Annotated in this window: 13 protein-coding genes and 1 pseudogene; 11 read left to right on the top strand and 3 right to left on the bottom strand. The window is 70.6% G+C overall.

From position 1 onward, the window contains the following. A pseudogene (locus AB0C20_RS29975) lies at positions 1 to 95 on the bottom strand (zinc-binding dehydrogenase); the annotation flags it as partial. A gap of 23 nt (positions 96 to 118) precedes the next feature. Here AB0C20_RS29975 and ruvC point away from each other — a divergent pair. From ruvC to AB0C20_RS29935, 8 genes are all read left to right on the top strand, one after another. Then, positions 119 to 646, top strand: a complete 528-nt coding sequence (ruvC, locus tag AB0C20_RS29970) for a crossover junction endodeoxyribonuclease RuvC (RefSeq protein ID WP_091401816.1) — start codon at positions 119 to 121, stop codon at positions 644 to 646. Beyond that, positions 643 to 1,245 carry a Holliday junction branch migration protein RuvA gene (gene ruvA, locus AB0C20_RS29965; protein ID WP_210784947.1) on the top strand — a complete coding sequence of 201 codons (603 nt, stop codon included), beginning with the start codon at positions 643 to 645 and terminating at the stop codon, positions 1,243 to 1,245. Before ruvC ends, ruvA begins: the two co-directional genes overlap by 4 nt. A gap of 75 nt (positions 1,246 to 1,320) precedes the next feature. Beyond that, positions 1,321 to 2,388, top strand: a complete 1,068-nt coding sequence (gene ruvB / locus AB0C20_RS29960) for a Holliday junction branch migration DNA helicase RuvB (protein WP_357191722.1) — start codon at positions 1,321 to 1,323, stop codon at positions 2,386 to 2,388. 139 nt (positions 2,389 to 2,527) lie between these two features. Further along, on the top strand, positions 2,528 to 2,866 hold the full coding sequence (gene yajC / locus AB0C20_RS29955) for a preprotein translocase subunit YajC (RefSeq protein WP_266303015.1): 339 nt from the start codon (positions 2,528 to 2,530) through the stop codon (positions 2,864 to 2,866). 277 nt (positions 2,867 to 3,143) lie between these two features. Next, complete coding sequence (gene secD, locus AB0C20_RS29950) at positions 3,144 to 5,045, top strand: protein translocase subunit SecD (RefSeq protein WP_357569210.1); 1,902 nt, start codon at positions 3,144 to 3,146, stop codon at positions 5,043 to 5,045. A gap of 1 nt (position 5,046) precedes the next feature. Further along, positions 5,047 to 6,246: a protein translocase subunit SecF gene (secF, locus tag AB0C20_RS29945; protein ID WP_357569209.1), complete on the top strand. Its 1,200-nt coding sequence runs from the start codon at positions 5,047 to 5,049 to the stop codon at positions 6,244 to 6,246. 78 nt (positions 6,247 to 6,324) lie between these two features. Then, positions 6,325 to 6,891: an adenine phosphoribosyltransferase gene (locus AB0C20_RS29940; protein ID WP_238669209.1), complete on the top strand. Its 567-nt coding sequence runs from the start codon at positions 6,325 to 6,327 to the stop codon at positions 6,889 to 6,891. Positions 6,892 to 7,088: 197 nt separating this feature from the next. Next, on the top strand, positions 7,089 to 9,611 hold the full coding sequence (locus AB0C20_RS29935; protein WP_357191732.1) for a bifunctional (p)ppGpp synthetase/guanosine-3',5'-bis(diphosphate) 3'-pyrophosphohydrolase: 2,523 nt from the start codon (positions 7,089 to 7,091) through the stop codon (positions 9,609 to 9,611). 98 nt (positions 9,612 to 9,709) lie between these two features. Here AB0C20_RS29935 and AB0C20_RS29930 read toward each other — a convergent pair whose 3' ends face one another. Both AB0C20_RS29930 and AB0C20_RS29925 read right to left on the bottom strand, forming a co-directional pair. Then, complete coding sequence (locus AB0C20_RS29930; protein ID WP_357191735.1) at positions 9,710 to 10,552, bottom strand: peptidylprolyl isomerase; 843 nt, start codon at positions 10,550 to 10,552, stop codon at positions 9,710 to 9,712. 59 nt (positions 10,553 to 10,611) lie between these two features. Then, positions 10,612 to 11,496, bottom strand: coding sequence for a peptidylprolyl isomerase (locus AB0C20_RS29925; RefSeq protein WP_357191737.1), 885 nt, complete (start codon positions 11,494 to 11,496; stop codon positions 10,612 to 10,614). Positions 11,497 to 11,766: 270 nt separating this feature from the next. On the opposite strand from AB0C20_RS29925, the gene AB0C20_RS29920 reads away from it, so the two are divergent. From AB0C20_RS29920 to AB0C20_RS29910, 3 genes are all read left to right on the top strand, one after another. Next, positions 11,767 to 12,477, top strand: a complete 711-nt coding sequence (locus AB0C20_RS29920; RefSeq protein WP_357191739.1) for an MBL fold metallo-hydrolase — start codon at positions 11,767 to 11,769, stop codon at positions 12,475 to 12,477. A gap of 73 nt (positions 12,478 to 12,550) precedes the next feature. Continuing rightward, complete coding sequence (gene hisS, locus AB0C20_RS29915; protein WP_266303014.1) at positions 12,551 to 13,879, top strand: histidine--tRNA ligase; 1,329 nt, start codon at positions 12,551 to 12,553, stop codon at positions 13,877 to 13,879. Between the two features lie 71 nt (positions 13,880 to 13,950). Further along, a complete protein-coding gene (locus AB0C20_RS29910) occupies positions 13,951 to 14,892 on the top strand; it encodes an acyl-ACP desaturase (protein WP_238679798.1) in 942 nt (313 codons plus the stop codon). Positions 14,893 to 15,102 lie beyond the last annotated feature (210 nt).

Genomic DNA, 15,102 nt, shown 5'->3' with positions numbered 1-15,102 from the left:
TACGGCTTCAGCACGATCTTGCCTCGCGCATGGTGGGACTCACTCAACTCGTGGGCGGCGGCCGCCTCTTCCAGAGAGAACACGGCCGCGACCGGATGACGGCTGGGGAGGGAGCGGCGTGCGCGTGCTCGGTGTGGACCCGGGGTTGACCCGGTGTGGAGTGGGCGTGGTCGAGGGTGTGCCCGGCCGGCCCTGCACCCTGGTCGCCTACTACGTGGTCTACACCGACCCGGCCGACGACCTGGCGTTGCGCCTGTTGCACCTGGACCGGTCGCTGAACAAGCTGGTCGCCGAGCATCAACCGGAGAGCGTTGCCGTCGAGCGGGTGTTCAGCCAGCACAACGTTCGTACCGTGATGGGCACCGCGCAGGCCAGTGGCATCGCCGTGCTGGCCGGGGCGCGGGCTGGGCTGCCCGTGCAGACGTACACCCCGAGCGAGGTGAAGGCCGCTGTGACCGGGTCCGGTCAGGCCGACAAGGCGCAGATGACGGCCATGGTGACCCGGCTGTTGCGGCTGGCCGAGCCGCCGAAGCCGGCGGACGCCGCCGACGCGCTGGCCCTGGCCATCTGCCACGTGTGGCGCGGCGGGACCCGGTCCAAGATCGCCGCCGCTGCCGACCGGGCACGACGAGGAGGAGCACGATGATCGCCAGCGTGCGCGGCACGGTGACCGCGACGGGTCCGGACCAGGCCGTGATCGAGGTCGGCGGGGTCGGGCTCGCCGTGCACTGCGCCCCGGGGACCCTCGCGGAGCTGCGGGTCGGCCAGGTCGCCCGGCTCGCCACCAGCTTGATCGTGCGGGAAGACTCGCTGACCCTCTACGGCTTCGCCGACGACGACGCCAAGTCGCTGTTCGAGCTGCTCCAGACCGCCAGTGGGGTCGGCCCGCGACTGGCCCAGGCGGTGCTGGCGGTGCACACCCCGGACGCGGTGCGCAAGGCGATCGCCAACGCCGACACGGCCGCCCTGACCCGCGTACCCGGGATCGGTAAGAAGGGCGCGGAACGCCTGGTGCTGGAGCTACGTGACCGCATCGGGCCGGTGCCGATCGGCGCCGACGGGGCGGCCGGGGTGACCCGCGGCAGCTGGCCCGACCAGGTCCGGCAGGCGTTGGTGGGGCTGGGTTGGACGGCCGGGCAGGCCGATCAGGCGGTGGCCGCGGTCGCGGAGTCGATCGAGGGTGAGACACCGCCGGTGCCGGTCCTGCTCAAGCAGGCCATCCGACTGCTGGGCCGCACGCGATGACCGCCCGGACCGTGCGATGAGCGCGAGGAGTGAGCCGGGTTTGCGAGCCCCGCAGTCGCGAATGAAGGTGGCACGATGAGCGAGACCGAGGGGCTCGTCTCGGCGTACGTCAGCGACGCCGATCGGGACGCGGAGGCCACGGTACGGCCGAAGCGGCTGGCCGAGTTCATCGCCCAGGACCGGGTACGCGACCAGCTCGACCTGTTGTTGCAGGGCGCCATGCGGCGGGGGTCGCCGCCGGATCACATCCTGCTCTCCGGCCCACCCGGGTTGGGCAAGACGAGTCTGGCCAACATCGTCGCCGCCGAGTTGGGCGCGGGCATCCGGGTGACCAGCGGCCCGGCGATCGAGCGTTCCGGTGATCTGGCGGCGATCCTGACCAGCCTCGCCGAGGGCGACGTGCTCTTCATCGACGAGATCCATCGGATCGCGCGGCCGGCCGAGGAACTGCTGTACAGCGCGATGGAGGACTTCCGGGTCGACGTGGTGGTGGGCAAGGGGCCCGGCGCGACGGCGATCCCGCTGGACGTCGAGCCGTTCACCCTGGTCGGCGCGACGACCCGCTCGGGCCTGTTGACCGGGCCGATGCGGGACCGGTTCGGCTTCGTGGCGCACCTCGACTTCTACGCCCCGGCGGATCTGGAGACGCTGCTGCACCGTTCGGCGCGGATCCTGGGCGTGCCGATCACTCCGGAGGGCGCTACCGAGATCGCCGGTCGGTCCCGGGGCACGCCGCGGATCGCGAACCGGCTGCTGCGCCGGGTCCGCGACTACGCCGAGGTTCGGGCGGACGGGGTGGTCGATCTCGACACCGCCCGCGCGGCCCTGATCGTGTACGACGTGGACGCGCTCGGCCTGGACCGGTTGGACCGGGCGGTGTTGACCGCGTTGGTCGACTCGTTCCGAGGCGGTCCGGTCGGGTTGTCCACCCTCGCCGTGGCGGTGGGGGAGCAGCCGGACACTGTCGAGGAGGTCTGTGAGCCGTTCCTGGTGCGGGCCGGGCTGTTGGCCCGTACGCCCAGGGGTCGGGTGGCGACCGAGGCCGCTTGGCGGCATCTGGGGCGCACGCCGCCGAATGGTACATTTGGTGTGGATAGTCCACCTGTGCCCGACTTGTTCTCCTTGGATGTCGATCAGCCGTGATGTGAACGTGATCTGTGCCGCATTCGGCGTTCCCAGGTGCAGGGTTTAGACTTCGCCGCGGTCTGTACAGGACGTGAGAATCCGCCTCCGCTCCGGCACCCCGGTGCCGGGCAGGTGGCCAATGGGAAGGTCAGTAACCGTGCAATTGGCAGCAGCGGGTGGCGGGGCCGGCGGTATCACGCCGATCCTGATGATCGCCCTGCTCTTCGGTGTCATGTACTTCATGATGATCCGGCCCCAGCAGAAGCGCCGCAAAGAGGCGGAGGCGATGCAGTCCAACCTCGGCCCCGGCGACGAGGTCGTGACCATCGGCGGGCTCTACGGCACTGTCACCGGCATCGAGGACGACACCGTCCTGATCGAGGTCGCCCCGGGCGTGCAGACCCGGTACGCCCGCCCGGCCATCGCACGGGTGGTCACCCGCGCGGAGCTGCCGAGCGAGCCGGTCACCGAGGACGCGGACACCGTCAAGGACTGACCCCTCCCCTCGGGAGCGGCGATTGCGGCGTACGGCCGGTCGGCCGGCTTCCGGGTCGTCGCGCCCGAACGGGGCAGCGGGCGAGACGTGAAAACTGGATAGTTGGGTCGACGCCGGGCGTCGGCACGTTCCCGTGACCGTCGGCGTTCCGCGCCGGGGTGCCCGGTCCTCGTGTCGGCATTCCGTCGGCTCAAGGCAGACCCGTCGGGCGGGACCCCCGGCCCGACACCGCCGCCGCTGCGACAGCGGCGCGACCGTACAGGGAGACAGGACAGCCGTGGCACCACCTCAGGGACAGATGCGCCCCGGGCGGCAGCTCGCCGTGCTCGGGTTCATCTTCGTGGTCCTCTATCTTTTGGTGTTCTTCGCCGGCGCCAGCGGCAGCTGGAAGGACCGGCTCGAGCCCAAGCTCGGCCTGGACCTCATCGGCGGCACGCGGGTGACGCTGGAGGCGACCAACAGCGTCGACGGCAAGCCCCCGACGGCGGAGAACCTCGAGGAGGCCCGCGAGATCATCGAGAGCCGGGTCAACGCGTTCGGCGTGGCCGAGGCCGAGGTGGTCACCGAGGGCAACCGCAACATCGTCATCTCCCTGCCCGGTGAGAACCGGAACCTGGACGACGTGGGCGAAGCGGCTGAGCTGCGCTTCCGCAAGGTGCTCAAGGGCGCCGACGGCAGTGGGACGGCTGCCGTGCCGCCCGCCGCCACGCCGGCCCCGTCCGGTAGCGCCGCCCCGACCGGCAGCGCGACCCCGACCCCGACGGGCAGCGCCTCGCCGAAGGTGACCTCGTCGCCCAGCGGCGGTCAGGGCGGCATGGCCCCGGCGTCGCCCAGCGCCACGCCGACCCCCTCCGCGTCCGCCACGGCCTCGCCGAGCGCCGCCGCGCCCAGCGCCAGCGCCGAGCCGGTGCCGGCCAGCGTCGAGGAGCAGCGCAAGGCCATCGAGCAGAAGGTCGGCGCCGCCGCGTGGCAGGCCGCCAACGGGTTGCAGGCCCCGGCCGACCTGACCGCCGACCCGTCGCTGGCCGAGAAGCTCAAGCCGTTCGGCACGCTGTCTCCGCAGGAAGTCGCGGTGCTGCCGGCGCAGATGCAGTTCAACGTGCCGACGATCGGCTGCACGCAGCTCGACCAGCGCCCCCCGGCGTCGATCTCCGACCCGAAGCAGCAGGTGGTCTCCTGCGAGGACGGCGCATCCAAGTATCTGCTCGACCAGGCCAAGGTCGAGGGCACCGACGTGTCCGACGCCGACGCGGTGCTCGACCAGACCAACGCCTGGGTGGTCAGCCTGGACTTCACCGGCGACGGCCAGGGCAAGTGGACCTCGCTGACCCGTGAGGCGTTCAACAACGAGGGCCAGGCCTGCGACGCGACAGCGCTGGGCCAGGACGGCAAGTGCCGGGTGGCCGTCGTACTGGACAACAAGATCGTCTCCTCCCCGGAGATCCAGGGCGTGCTGACCGGCAACTCCCAGATCACCGGCACCTTCACCCAGAAGGACGCCAGCACCCTCGCCGGTCAGCTCCGCTACGGCGCGCTGCCGGTGACGTTCGAGCAGCAGGAGGCGCAGAACGTCACCGCCACGCTGGGTGCCAGCCACCTGCGCGCGGGTCTGCTCGCGGCCGGCATCGGCATGCTGCTGGTCATCATCTACGCGTTCTTCTACTACCGGCTGCTCGGCTCGGTGATCTTCCTGAGCCTCATCCTCTCCGCGCTGCTGGTCTTCGGCGCGCTGGTGGTGCTCGGCCGGCAGATCGGCTTCACGCTCACCCTCGCCGGCATCGCCGGAATGATCGTCTCGCTCGGTGTGGCGGCGGACTCGTTCGTCATCTACTTCGAACGACTGAAAGACGAGATCCGGGAGGGGCGCAGCCCGCGTAGCGCGGTGCCCCGGGCCTGGATCCGGGCCCGTCGGACGATCATCTCGGCCAACGCGATCACCCTGCTCTCCGCTGTGGTGCTCTACGTGGTCTCGGTCGGAACGGTAAAGGGCTTCGCGTTCGCGCTGGGCCTGGCCACAGTGCTGGACCTGGTCGTGGTCTTCCTCTTCCGGCACCCGATCATGACGATGTTCGCCCGGACCCAGGCGTTCCTGTCCCCGCGGGTCAGCGGTCTGGGCCGGGCACTGCCGGCCCGCAACCAGCCGACTCAGCCCCGCAACCCGCGCGCCAAGGAGGCCTGAGATGGCTGAAAACGGTCTGGCGAGCCGCCTCTACAACGGCGAAGCCGGTCTCAACATCGTCGGTCGGCGCAAACTCTGGTTCGGCGTCGCCGGCGTCCTGGTCCTGATCGCGATCCTCAGCTTCTCGATCCGTGGGTTCAGCCTGGGCATCGAGTTCGCCGGCGGTAACTCGTTCCAGGTGCCGGCCAGCGTCGGCACCCTCGACGACGCCGAGCGGGAGGTCAACTCGGCCCTCGCCGCCGCGAACACCGGCGTTGAGGTGGCCACGACGCAGAAGGTCGGCGGCCCGGGCGGCGACTCCTACGAGCTGCGCACGCCGCAGCTCACCGCCGAGCAGGCCACCGCTGTCAAGGCCCAGATCGCCGAGGACCTCGGCATCAGCGCCGACCAGATCAGCGACAACCAGGTCAGTGAGGCCTGGGGCAGCCAGGTGACCGAGCGGGCCGTACTCGGTCTGGTCATCTTCATCGCGCTGGTGATGGTCTACCTGATCCTGCGCTTCGAGTGGCGGATGGCAGTGGCCGCTGTCGCCTCGCTGATCACCAACCTGATCCTCACCGCCGGCATCTACTCGCTTGTCGGCTTCGAGGTCACCCCGTCGACGATCATCGGCTTCCTCACCATCCTGGGCTTCGCGCTCTACGACGTGGTGGTGGTCTTCGACAAGGTCCAGGAGAACACCCGAGGCATCACCGCCAACAACAACCAGACGTACGCCGAGGCGTCCAACCTGGCCATCAACCAGAGCCTGATGCGGTCGTTGAACACCTCGGTGGTCGCCCTGCTGCCGGTCGGTGGTCTGCTCTTCATCGGTGCCGGCCTGCTCGGCGCCGGCACGCTGAAGGACCTCGGTCTGGTGCTGTTCGTCGGTATGGCGGTGGCGTTCCTGACCTCCATCCTGGTGGCCACCCCGCTGCTGGCGCTGTTGAAGAACTACGACCCGCGGATCCAGGCGCACAACAAGCGCGTCCTGACCCGGCGGGGCGCTGTCGGCCGCGGCGAGGTCACCGGTAAGGGCGCTGCCGCGAGCCCGGTGACCCAGGCCGACGCGACCGACGAGCCGGTCGATCAGGACGCCGCCGCGCTGGCCGGTGCCGCCCCCAAGGTGGGCGCTCGGCCGGCGGGCAAGCGGCCCACCGGCGCCCGGGGCGGTCGTCCGGGTGGCGGCGGCAACCGGCCGGGTGGCGCCAAGCGGCGCTGACCCGACAGGAAACACCCGAACGGCGTCCGGCATGCTGTTGCCGGACGCCGTTCGTCGTCGAAGGAGAGCGAAACAGCCGTGACGGAGACCCACAGCACCGCAGCGCGCGGGGACAGTGGCCCGGAGGTCGCCCGACTGGTCGCCAGTCGGGTGCTGGACGTGCCCGACTTCCCCAAGCCCGGCGTCATGTTCAAGGACCTGATGCCACTGTTCGCCGACGGCAAGGTCTTCCGCGAGGTGATCGACGGGATCGTCGCGTACCACGGGCGGGACGCCTTCGACGTGGTGGTCGGCATCGAGGCGCGCGGCTTCGTCGTGGCGGCGGCCATCGCGTACGCGACAGGGGTGGGCGTGGTGCCGGTACGTAAGGCCGGCAAGCTGCCCCGCCCGGCGCACTCGGTCTCCTACGAGCTGGAGTACGGCGAGGCCACCCTCGAAGTGCACGAGGACGCCTTCACCGCCGGGCACCGGGTGCTGGTGGTCGACGACGTGCTGGCTACCGGTGGCACCGCCGAGGCGACGCTGGACCTGGTCGAGCGGGCCGGCGGCACCGTCAGCGGCTTCACTGTGCTGCTGGAGCTCGGCTTCCTGGGTGGGCGCGAGCGACTGGCGCCGCGTCCCGTCCACGCCCTGTTGACCGTTTGAGCCGGTCGATACTCTGCTGACCGTTTGATCCCGGACCCGTCGGATGGACCCGGCGCCGACCGTCCGGCGGAGCGGCAGGGGACCGTCCGTGCGGGTAGCATTGCCCTTTGCTGACGCCGGCGGTATCCCGTCCGGCGAGCGAGACCAGGTCGGCCGATCTTCGGCCGGCGTGTTTCCGGCGAGCGGTGAGGAGGCCGGTGTCCCACGATGTCGTCCCTCCGGCGGAGGGCACGGTGCACCCGACAGGCGACGCTGACGGCTCGGTGACCGACCGGACAGGCGACGCGCCGGCCCGGGTGACGGGCACCGGCAACGGCTCCGGCCGGGCTCCCGGCGAGAGCGCGGTGCTGCCGACCAGTGGCCCGCCGAGCGTCGAGGCGTCCCCCGGCGCCGATGGCGTCGTGGTGCCGTTCCCGACCGACGCCGGCGTCGACCCGTCGCCCAGCGGTGGCTTCGGGCTGTCCAACGCGCCCACCGGTCGACGGGTCCGGGCCCGGCTGGCCCGGTTCAACGCGCCCTGGCAGACCTCCCAGGTCAGCGAGGTGCTGGAACCGCTCATCGCCAGCCACCGGGACAACCACCCCAAGGCGGACGCCCGGCTGCTCCAGCGCGCGTTCGACACGGCCGCGCGATGGCACTCCGGGCAGTACCGCAAGTCCGGTGACCCCTACATCACCCACCCCTTGGCCGTGGCGACGATCCTCGGCAACCTGGGGATGGACACCACAACGCTGGTCGCCGCGCTGCTGCACGACACCATCGAGGACACCGAGTACACCCTCGACCAGATGCGCGCCGACTTCGGTGGCGAGGTCGCCCTGCTGGTCGACGGCGTCACCAAGCTCGACAAGGTCAAGCTGGGCGACGCGGCCAAGGCCGAGACGATCCGCAAGATGGTCGTGGCCATGGCCAAGGACCCGCGGGTGCTGGTGATCAAGCTGGCCGACCGGTTGCACAACATGCGCACCCTGACCTTCCTGCCCCGCCCCAAGCAGGAGCAGAAGGCCAAGGAGACGCTGGAGATCCTGGCGCCGTTGGCGCACCGGCTCGGTATGAACACGATCAAGTGGGAGCTGGAGGACCTGTCCTTCGGCACGCTCTTCCCGAAGCGCTATGAGGAGATCAACCGGCTGATCGGGGAGCACCAGCCGCAGCGCGAGGCGTTGCTGCGGCAGGTGACGCAGAAGGTGCAGACCGACCTGAAGGCCGCCAAGATCAAGGCGGAGACCACCGGGCGGCCGAAGCACCTCTACTCGATCTACCAGAAGATGATCGTGCGGGGTCGCGACTTCAACGACATCTACGACCTGGTCGGTGTGCGGATCCTGGTCGACACGGTTCGGGACTGCTACGCGGCGCTGGGGGTCATCCACGCCAACTGGCAGCCGGTGCCGGGCCGGTTCAAGGACTACATCGCGATGCCCAAGTTCAACATGTACCAGTCGTTGCACACGACTGTCATCGGGCCCACCGGCAAGCCGGTGGAGATGCAGATCCGCACGTACGCGATGCACCGCACCGCGGAGTTCGGCATCGCCGCGCACTGGAAGTACAAGGAGCACAAGGGCACCCAGATCGTCGGCCCGCCCGCGCACATCGACGAGATGACCTGGCTGCGGCAGTTGCTCGACTGGCAGCGTGAGGCGGCCGACCCGAGCGAGTTCCTGGACGCGCTGCGCTTCGACCTGTCCAGCCAGGAGGTGTACGTCTTCACCCCGAAGGGTGACGTCATCCCGCTGCCGACCGGGTCGACACCTGTGGACTTCGCGTACGCGGTGCACACCGAGGTGGGGCACAAGTGCATCGGGGCGCGGGTCAACGGCAAGCTGGTGCCCCTGGAGTCGACGCTGTCCAACGGCGACGTGATCGAGATCTTCACGTCGAAGTCCGAGACGGCCGGCCCGACACAGGACTGGCTGGGCTTCGTCAAGAGCCCGCGCGCCCGGACGAAGATCCGGCAGTACTTCAACAAGGAGCGGCGCGAGGAGGCGATCGAGGCCGGCAAGGACGCGATCGTCAAGGCGATGCGCAAGCAGGGCATGCCCCTGCAGCGGATGCTCACCTCCGACGCGCTGATGTCGATCGCCCGCGACCTGCACCTGGCCGACGTGGCCTCGCTCTACGCGGCGGTCGGCGACAGCCAGGTCTCCGCCCAGTCGGTGGTGCAGAAGCTGATGGCCGCGTACGGCGGCGAGGAGGGCGCGGCGGAGGACATCGCCGAGACCGCCGTCGCCACCCGACCGCCGCGCAGCCGGCAGAGCAGCAGCGACCCGGGCGTGGTGGTCCGGGGCGTCAGCGACGTCTGGATCAAGCTGGCCCGCTGCTGCACACCGGTCCCACCGGACTCGGTTTTCGGCTTCGTCACCCGCTCCGGCGGGGTGAGCGTGCACCGCGACGACTGCGCCAACGCCGAGGACCTGCGCGCGCAGAGCGAGCGGGTCGTCGAGGTGAGTTGGAAGCTCACCTCCGCCTCGACGTTCCTGGTCGCCATCCAGGTCGAGGCCCTGGACCGGCACAAGCTGCTGGCCGACGTCACCCGGGTGCTCTCCGACGAGCGGGTCAACATCCTCTCCGCCACAGTCACCACCACCCGTGACCGGGTGGCGGTGAGCCGGTTCAGCTTCGAGATGGCCGACCCGAAGCACCTCGGCCACCTGCTGGCCACTGTTCGCAAGGTCGACGGCGTCTTCGACGCCTACCGGGTCACCTCCGGGGCCTGACGCCCCACCGGGTCAGTTCCGCGGCTCGACGCGTACCCCGAGAACGCGACAGCGCCCGCCGGCTCAGCCGGCGGGCGCTTCGTCGTGCGCGCGGGGGGTCAGCCCTGCGGGTTGCTCATCGTGAGGTCCTTGATGATGACCTCCTTCTTCGGGTGGCCGCCGCCGGCCTGCTGGGCGAACGCCCCGTCGTCGCCGGCCTTGGCCACGTCCTTGACCAGGTCCAGGCCGCCGGTGATGGTGCCCAGCACCGTGTACGCCGGGTCCAGCGGAGAGTCGCCGTAGACGATGAAGAACTGGCTGCCGGTGCTGCCCGGCTGGCCGGAGTTGGCCATCGCGATGACACCCTCCGGGTACGGCGGGCGCTTGTCGGTGGGCAGGTTCTCCTCGGGCAGGCGGTAGCTCGGGCCGCCCTGGCCGTCGGTGGGGCGCCAGCCGTTGCCGGTGGCGCTGGGGTCACCGCACTGCAACACCTTGATGCCCTCGGTCACCAAGCGGTGGCACTTGCTGTTGTCGAAGAAGTTCTTCTCCGCGAGGTGGGTGAAGCTGCCCGCCGTGCACGGCACCAGCGACCTGTCGACCTTGGCCGTGATCGGACCGAGGTTGGTGTCGATCGTCATGGTCTGGACGCCCTTGGCGGACTGCTGGTTGCTCGGTGACCCCACGTCCTTGATCTGTGGGGGCCGCTGCTCGGTGGGCACCGCGTTGTACACGCACTCGGCCGCGCCCGCCGCCGGCGCGGCGGTGTCGCTCTTGTCGTCGTCGTCGCCGCCGAGGCTCACCGCCAGCCAGACGGTGCCGGCGACCACGAGCACCAGCGCGGCAGCCGCGCTGACGATAGCCGTCGTCTGCCGGCGCTTGCGGGCCTTGGCCGCGCGCTCGGCCATCTCCTTCTCGAGCCGGGCGCGTGCCGCCGCGCGCTGCCGCTCTCTGGTGGACGTCACGCCTGGATCCTCCTGGCTGTCTGCTGCTGGGTGCCGCTTGGGTGGGTGGTGGCGTCCGGTCAGCCGGCGCTCGGGCTGCTGGCCGGGGTGCCGGAGGCCGAGGGAGCCGGTGCCGCACCGGTGACCGGCTCACCGACCGTGAGGCTCTGGATCGTCACATCGGTGCTGGGCTTGATCTTCGCCCCGGTCCCATTGTCCACGGTCGGGAGGGCGCCGATCTTCTCCACCACGTCCAGCCCGCCGGTCACCCGGCCGATGACCGGGTACTTCGGGTCGGCGGTGGTGAAGTCCTTGAAGAAGATCAGGAACTGGCTGCCGTTGCTGCCCGGCGGGTTGGAGACCATCGTCACCGTGCCCTTCGGGTACGTCGGCGGCTGGCCGGGGGCCGGACTGGCCGACGGCGACGCCGACGGAACGGTCGGCAACTCCTCGTCGTAGAACGAGTAGGTCGGCCCACCGAGACCCGTGCCGCTGGGGTCGCCGCAGCGCAGCGCGCCCTCGGCGGTGATCTCGTGGCACTTGGTGTTGTCGTAGAACGACCGGCTCGCCAGGTGGGCGATGCTCGCCGCCGCGCACGGGGAGTTGGTCAGGTTCAGTTCCGTGGTGATCGGCGCGCCCTGGTTGGTGGTCACCGTCATCGCCCGGGTGCCGTCGGTGGGCAGATCCTTGGTGGCCGGCGTGCCGACGTCCTTGAGGTTGGTGTTTGCCGTCGCGTCCTGCGGCGTCCAGAGGCAGGTGTCCTCCGCGGCCGTGTTCTGCTTCGGGTCGGAGTCGAACGCCCCGAGCGCCCAGGCTGAGCCGGCCACTACCAACACGAGGATCAGAGCGGCGCCAACTCCGGCCTGGATCTGCCGTCGGCGCCGCGTCGAGGCGGCCCGGCGAGCCAACTGCCGGTCGAGCTTGGCCCGCGCCAGTTTGCGCTGCCGGTCCCTGCTGGAAGCCACCCGTGCTCCCCTTTCCTCTACCTGGTCGTCGCCGGCGGCCGGTCGCCCCGGCCCGTCCGGGCGTCACGTGTGCCGCGCCACACGCCCGCCAGAGTGTACGGCTAGTCACTGAGAATGTGGTGTACGAGGTCCACCCCGTCCCGAGCAGCGCTTATCGGAGGTTGTCACTGTGCCCTGCGGGACCCGTGGGACGGACGCGGCAAACTCGCTCGGCGCGCCCGTTAGGCTGCTGTGCAGGACGACAGCTGCTCGACGGAAAGGACAGCGCCCGTGCTCGTGGCCGGCTTTCCCGCGGACGCCTTCGGCACCAACTGCTACGTGGTTGCCACCGCGCCGGGGGAGCAGTGCGTGGTGGTCGACCCCGGCATCGGGGTGCTCGACCAGCTCGACGCGCTGCTCGCCGAGCACCGCCTGCATCCGGCCGCCGTGCTGCTCACCCACGGCCACCTCGACCACACCTTCTCGGTAGCGCCGGTCTGCGGCGCGCGCGGCATCAGCGCGTACGTGCACCCCGGTGACCGGGAGATGCTGGCCGACCCGTCCAAGGGCCTCTCGACGGACCTGACGTCGCTCTTCGGCGGCCGGTTGAGCTACACCGAGCCGGAGGACGTGGCGGAGTTGACCGACGGCGCCACCCTCACGCTCGCCGGCCTGGAGATCGCCGTCGACCATGCCCCGGGCCATACCGGCGGGTCGGTGCTGTTCCGACTGCCGGGCGCCGGGTCGAGCTGGGAGGCTGACGAGTTGTGCCTCTCCGGTGACGTCCTCTTCGCCGGGTCGATCGGCCGCACCGACCTGCCGGGCGGGAGCATGCCGGCCATGCTCACCAGCCTGCGCGACAAGATTCTTCCGCTGGCCGACGACACCGTCGTGCTGCCCGGCCACGGCCCCAGCACCACCATCGGCCGCGAGCGCGCCAGCAACCCGTACCTCATCGAGGTGGCTGGCACGTCGCCGGCCGCTCCCACCCGGGGCCTCTAGATCTTCTGTCCGCGCCGCGCGCGGACCCACGACACCACCGCGCCACCGGCGCGGAACCGCAAGGAGTACGCCGATGAGCAAGCCCACGCCCATCTCCGGCTTCCCGGAGTGGACCCCCGGCCAGCGGATGATCGAGCAGTTCGTGCTCGACAAGATCCGGGCCACCTTCGAGCTGTACGGCTTCGCGCCGTTGGAGACCCGCGCCGTGGAGCCGCTGGACCAGCTGCTGCGCAAGGGCGAGACCTCGAAGGAGGTCTACGTGATCCGGCGGCTGCACGCCGACGCCGAGGGTGCCGGTGGTGACGACCAGCTCGGCCTGCACTTCGACCTGACAGTGCCGTTCGCCCGGTACGTGTTGGAGAACGCCGGCAAGCTGAGCTTCCCGTTCCGCCGCTACCAGATCCAGAAGGTGTGGCGGGGCGAGCGGCCGCAGGAGGGCCGTTACCGGGAGTTCGTCCAGGCCGACATCGACATCGTCGACCGGGACACCCTGGCCGCGCACCACGAGGCGGAGATGCCGCTGGTCATCGGGGACGCACTGCGCTCGTTGCCGATCCCACCGGTGACGATCCAGGTCAACAACCGCAAGATCTGCGAGGGCTTCTACCGGGGCATCGGGCTGACCGACCCGGAGGCGGCGCTGCGGGCCGTCGACAAGCTCGACAAGATCGGCCCGGCGAAGGTGGCCGAGCTGCTGGCCCAGACCGCCGGGGCGAGCGAGGCGCAGGCCAAGGCGTGCCTGGCGTTGGCCGAGATCTCCGCCCCGGACGCCTCGTTCGCCGACGCCGTCCGGGCGCTCGGGGTGAGCGACCCGCTGCTCGACGAGGGCATCGAGGAACTGGTCCGGGTGGTGGACACCGCCGCGGAGCACTCGCCCGGCCTCTGCGTGGCGGACCTGCGCATCGCCCGTGGGCTGGATTACTACACGGGCACCGTCTACGAGACCCAACTGCGCGGCTACGAGCGCTTCGGCTCGATCTGCTCCGGCGGCCGGTACGACAACCTGGCCAGCGCCGGCGCCGTCTCGTACCCGGGGGTGGGGATCTCGATCGGCGTGACCCGGCTGCTCGGGCTGCTCTTCGGGGCGGGGGAGCTGTCGGTCTCGCGGGAGGTGCCGACCGCCGTGCTCGTCGCGGTGACCAGCGAGGAGCACCGCACTGCCAGCAACCGGGTGGCCGAGGCGCTGCGGCGGCGCGGGGTGCCGACCGAGGTGTCGCCGAGCGCGGCGAAGTTCGGCAAGCAGATCCGCTACGCCGAGCGGCGCGGCATCCCGTACGTCTGGTTCCCCGGTGCCGACGGAGCGCCGGACGAGGTGAAGGACATCCGCTCCGGTGAGCAGGTCACGGCCGGTGCGGGGGAGTGGACGCCACCCCTGGGAGACCTCAAACCCACTGTCGGTTGAGTGTCCCCACTGGCGCTGACGGCCGCGGGGACCTACGGTAGCGTAAGTTACGCCACCGTAGGGAGTTTCTCGTGACCGTCAGCACCACAGTGAGCCAGACCGCGCTGCTCGTCGAGTTGGAGCCGGTTGTCGCACGCAACCTGGACCGCCACCTCTCGCTCGCCAAGGAGTGGTTCCCGCACGAGTACGTGCCGTGGAGCGAGGGGCGGACCTTCGACGGGCCGCTCGGCGGCGAGGCGTGGTCACCGACCGACTCCACCATCCCGGACGTGGCCCGCACCGCGCTGATCGTGAACCTGCTGACCGAGGACAACCTGCCCTCGTACCACCACGAGATCGCCACCCTGTTCGGTCGCGACGGCGCGTGGGGCACCTGGGTGCACCGGTGGACCGCCGAGGAGGGTCGGCACGGCGTCGCGATCCGCGACTACCTGACCGTCAGCCGGGCGGTCGACCCGGTGGCGTTGGAGCGGGCCCGGATGACGCACATGTCGGAGGGCTACACCAACGCCCACGGCGACGAGGTGCTGCACTCGCTGGCGTACGTCTCGTTCCAGGAGCTGGCCACCCGGATCTCGCACCGCAACACCGGCAAGGCCACCGGCGACCCCACCTGCGAGGCGCTGCTGGCCCGGGTGGCCGCCGACGAGAACCTGCACATGGTCTTCTACCGCAACCTGCTCGCGGCCGCGTTCGAGCTGGCTCCGAGCCAGGCCATGCGGGCCGTCGCCGACGTGGTGGCCGACTTCCAGATGCCCGGCAGCGGCATCGACGGGTTCGCCCGCAAGTCGGTGGCGATCGCCCTGGCCGGCATCTACGACCTGCGCCAGCACCGCGACGAGGTGCTGCAGCCGGTGCTGCGTCAGTGGGACGTCTTCAACGTGACCGGCCTCAACGCCGACGGTGAGGCCGCCCGTGAGCAGCTCGCCGCCCAAATGGAGAACCTGGACCGCGCCGCGAGCCGCTTCGAGGAGAAGCGCGACGCCCGAGCCGCCCGCCTAGCCCTCCGCTAAACCCCACCCCACCCCCTGCCCCCACCCCACCCACCCACCCCACCCACCCACCTTGCTCGCGTTGATCAAGAGGTTTCGGTCACCGGAGGCCGGTTTCCTGACGCAAACCTCTTGATCACCGCAGCGAGGGCGGGGTGTGGGAGGGAGGGGGGAGGGGGGATTGGGGGGGGTTTGGGGGCGGGGTTAGGGGAGGGGGAGGGGGAGCAGGAG

This window comes from Micromonospora sp. NPDC048843 (assembly GCF_040649965.1).
Classification (GTDB): Bacteria; Actinomycetota; Actinomycetes; order Mycobacteriales; family Micromonosporaceae; genus Micromonospora; species Micromonospora hortensis.
The sequence above is the reverse complement of the archived record's forward strand: the minus strand, read 5'-3'. Positions and strand labels throughout refer to the sequence as shown.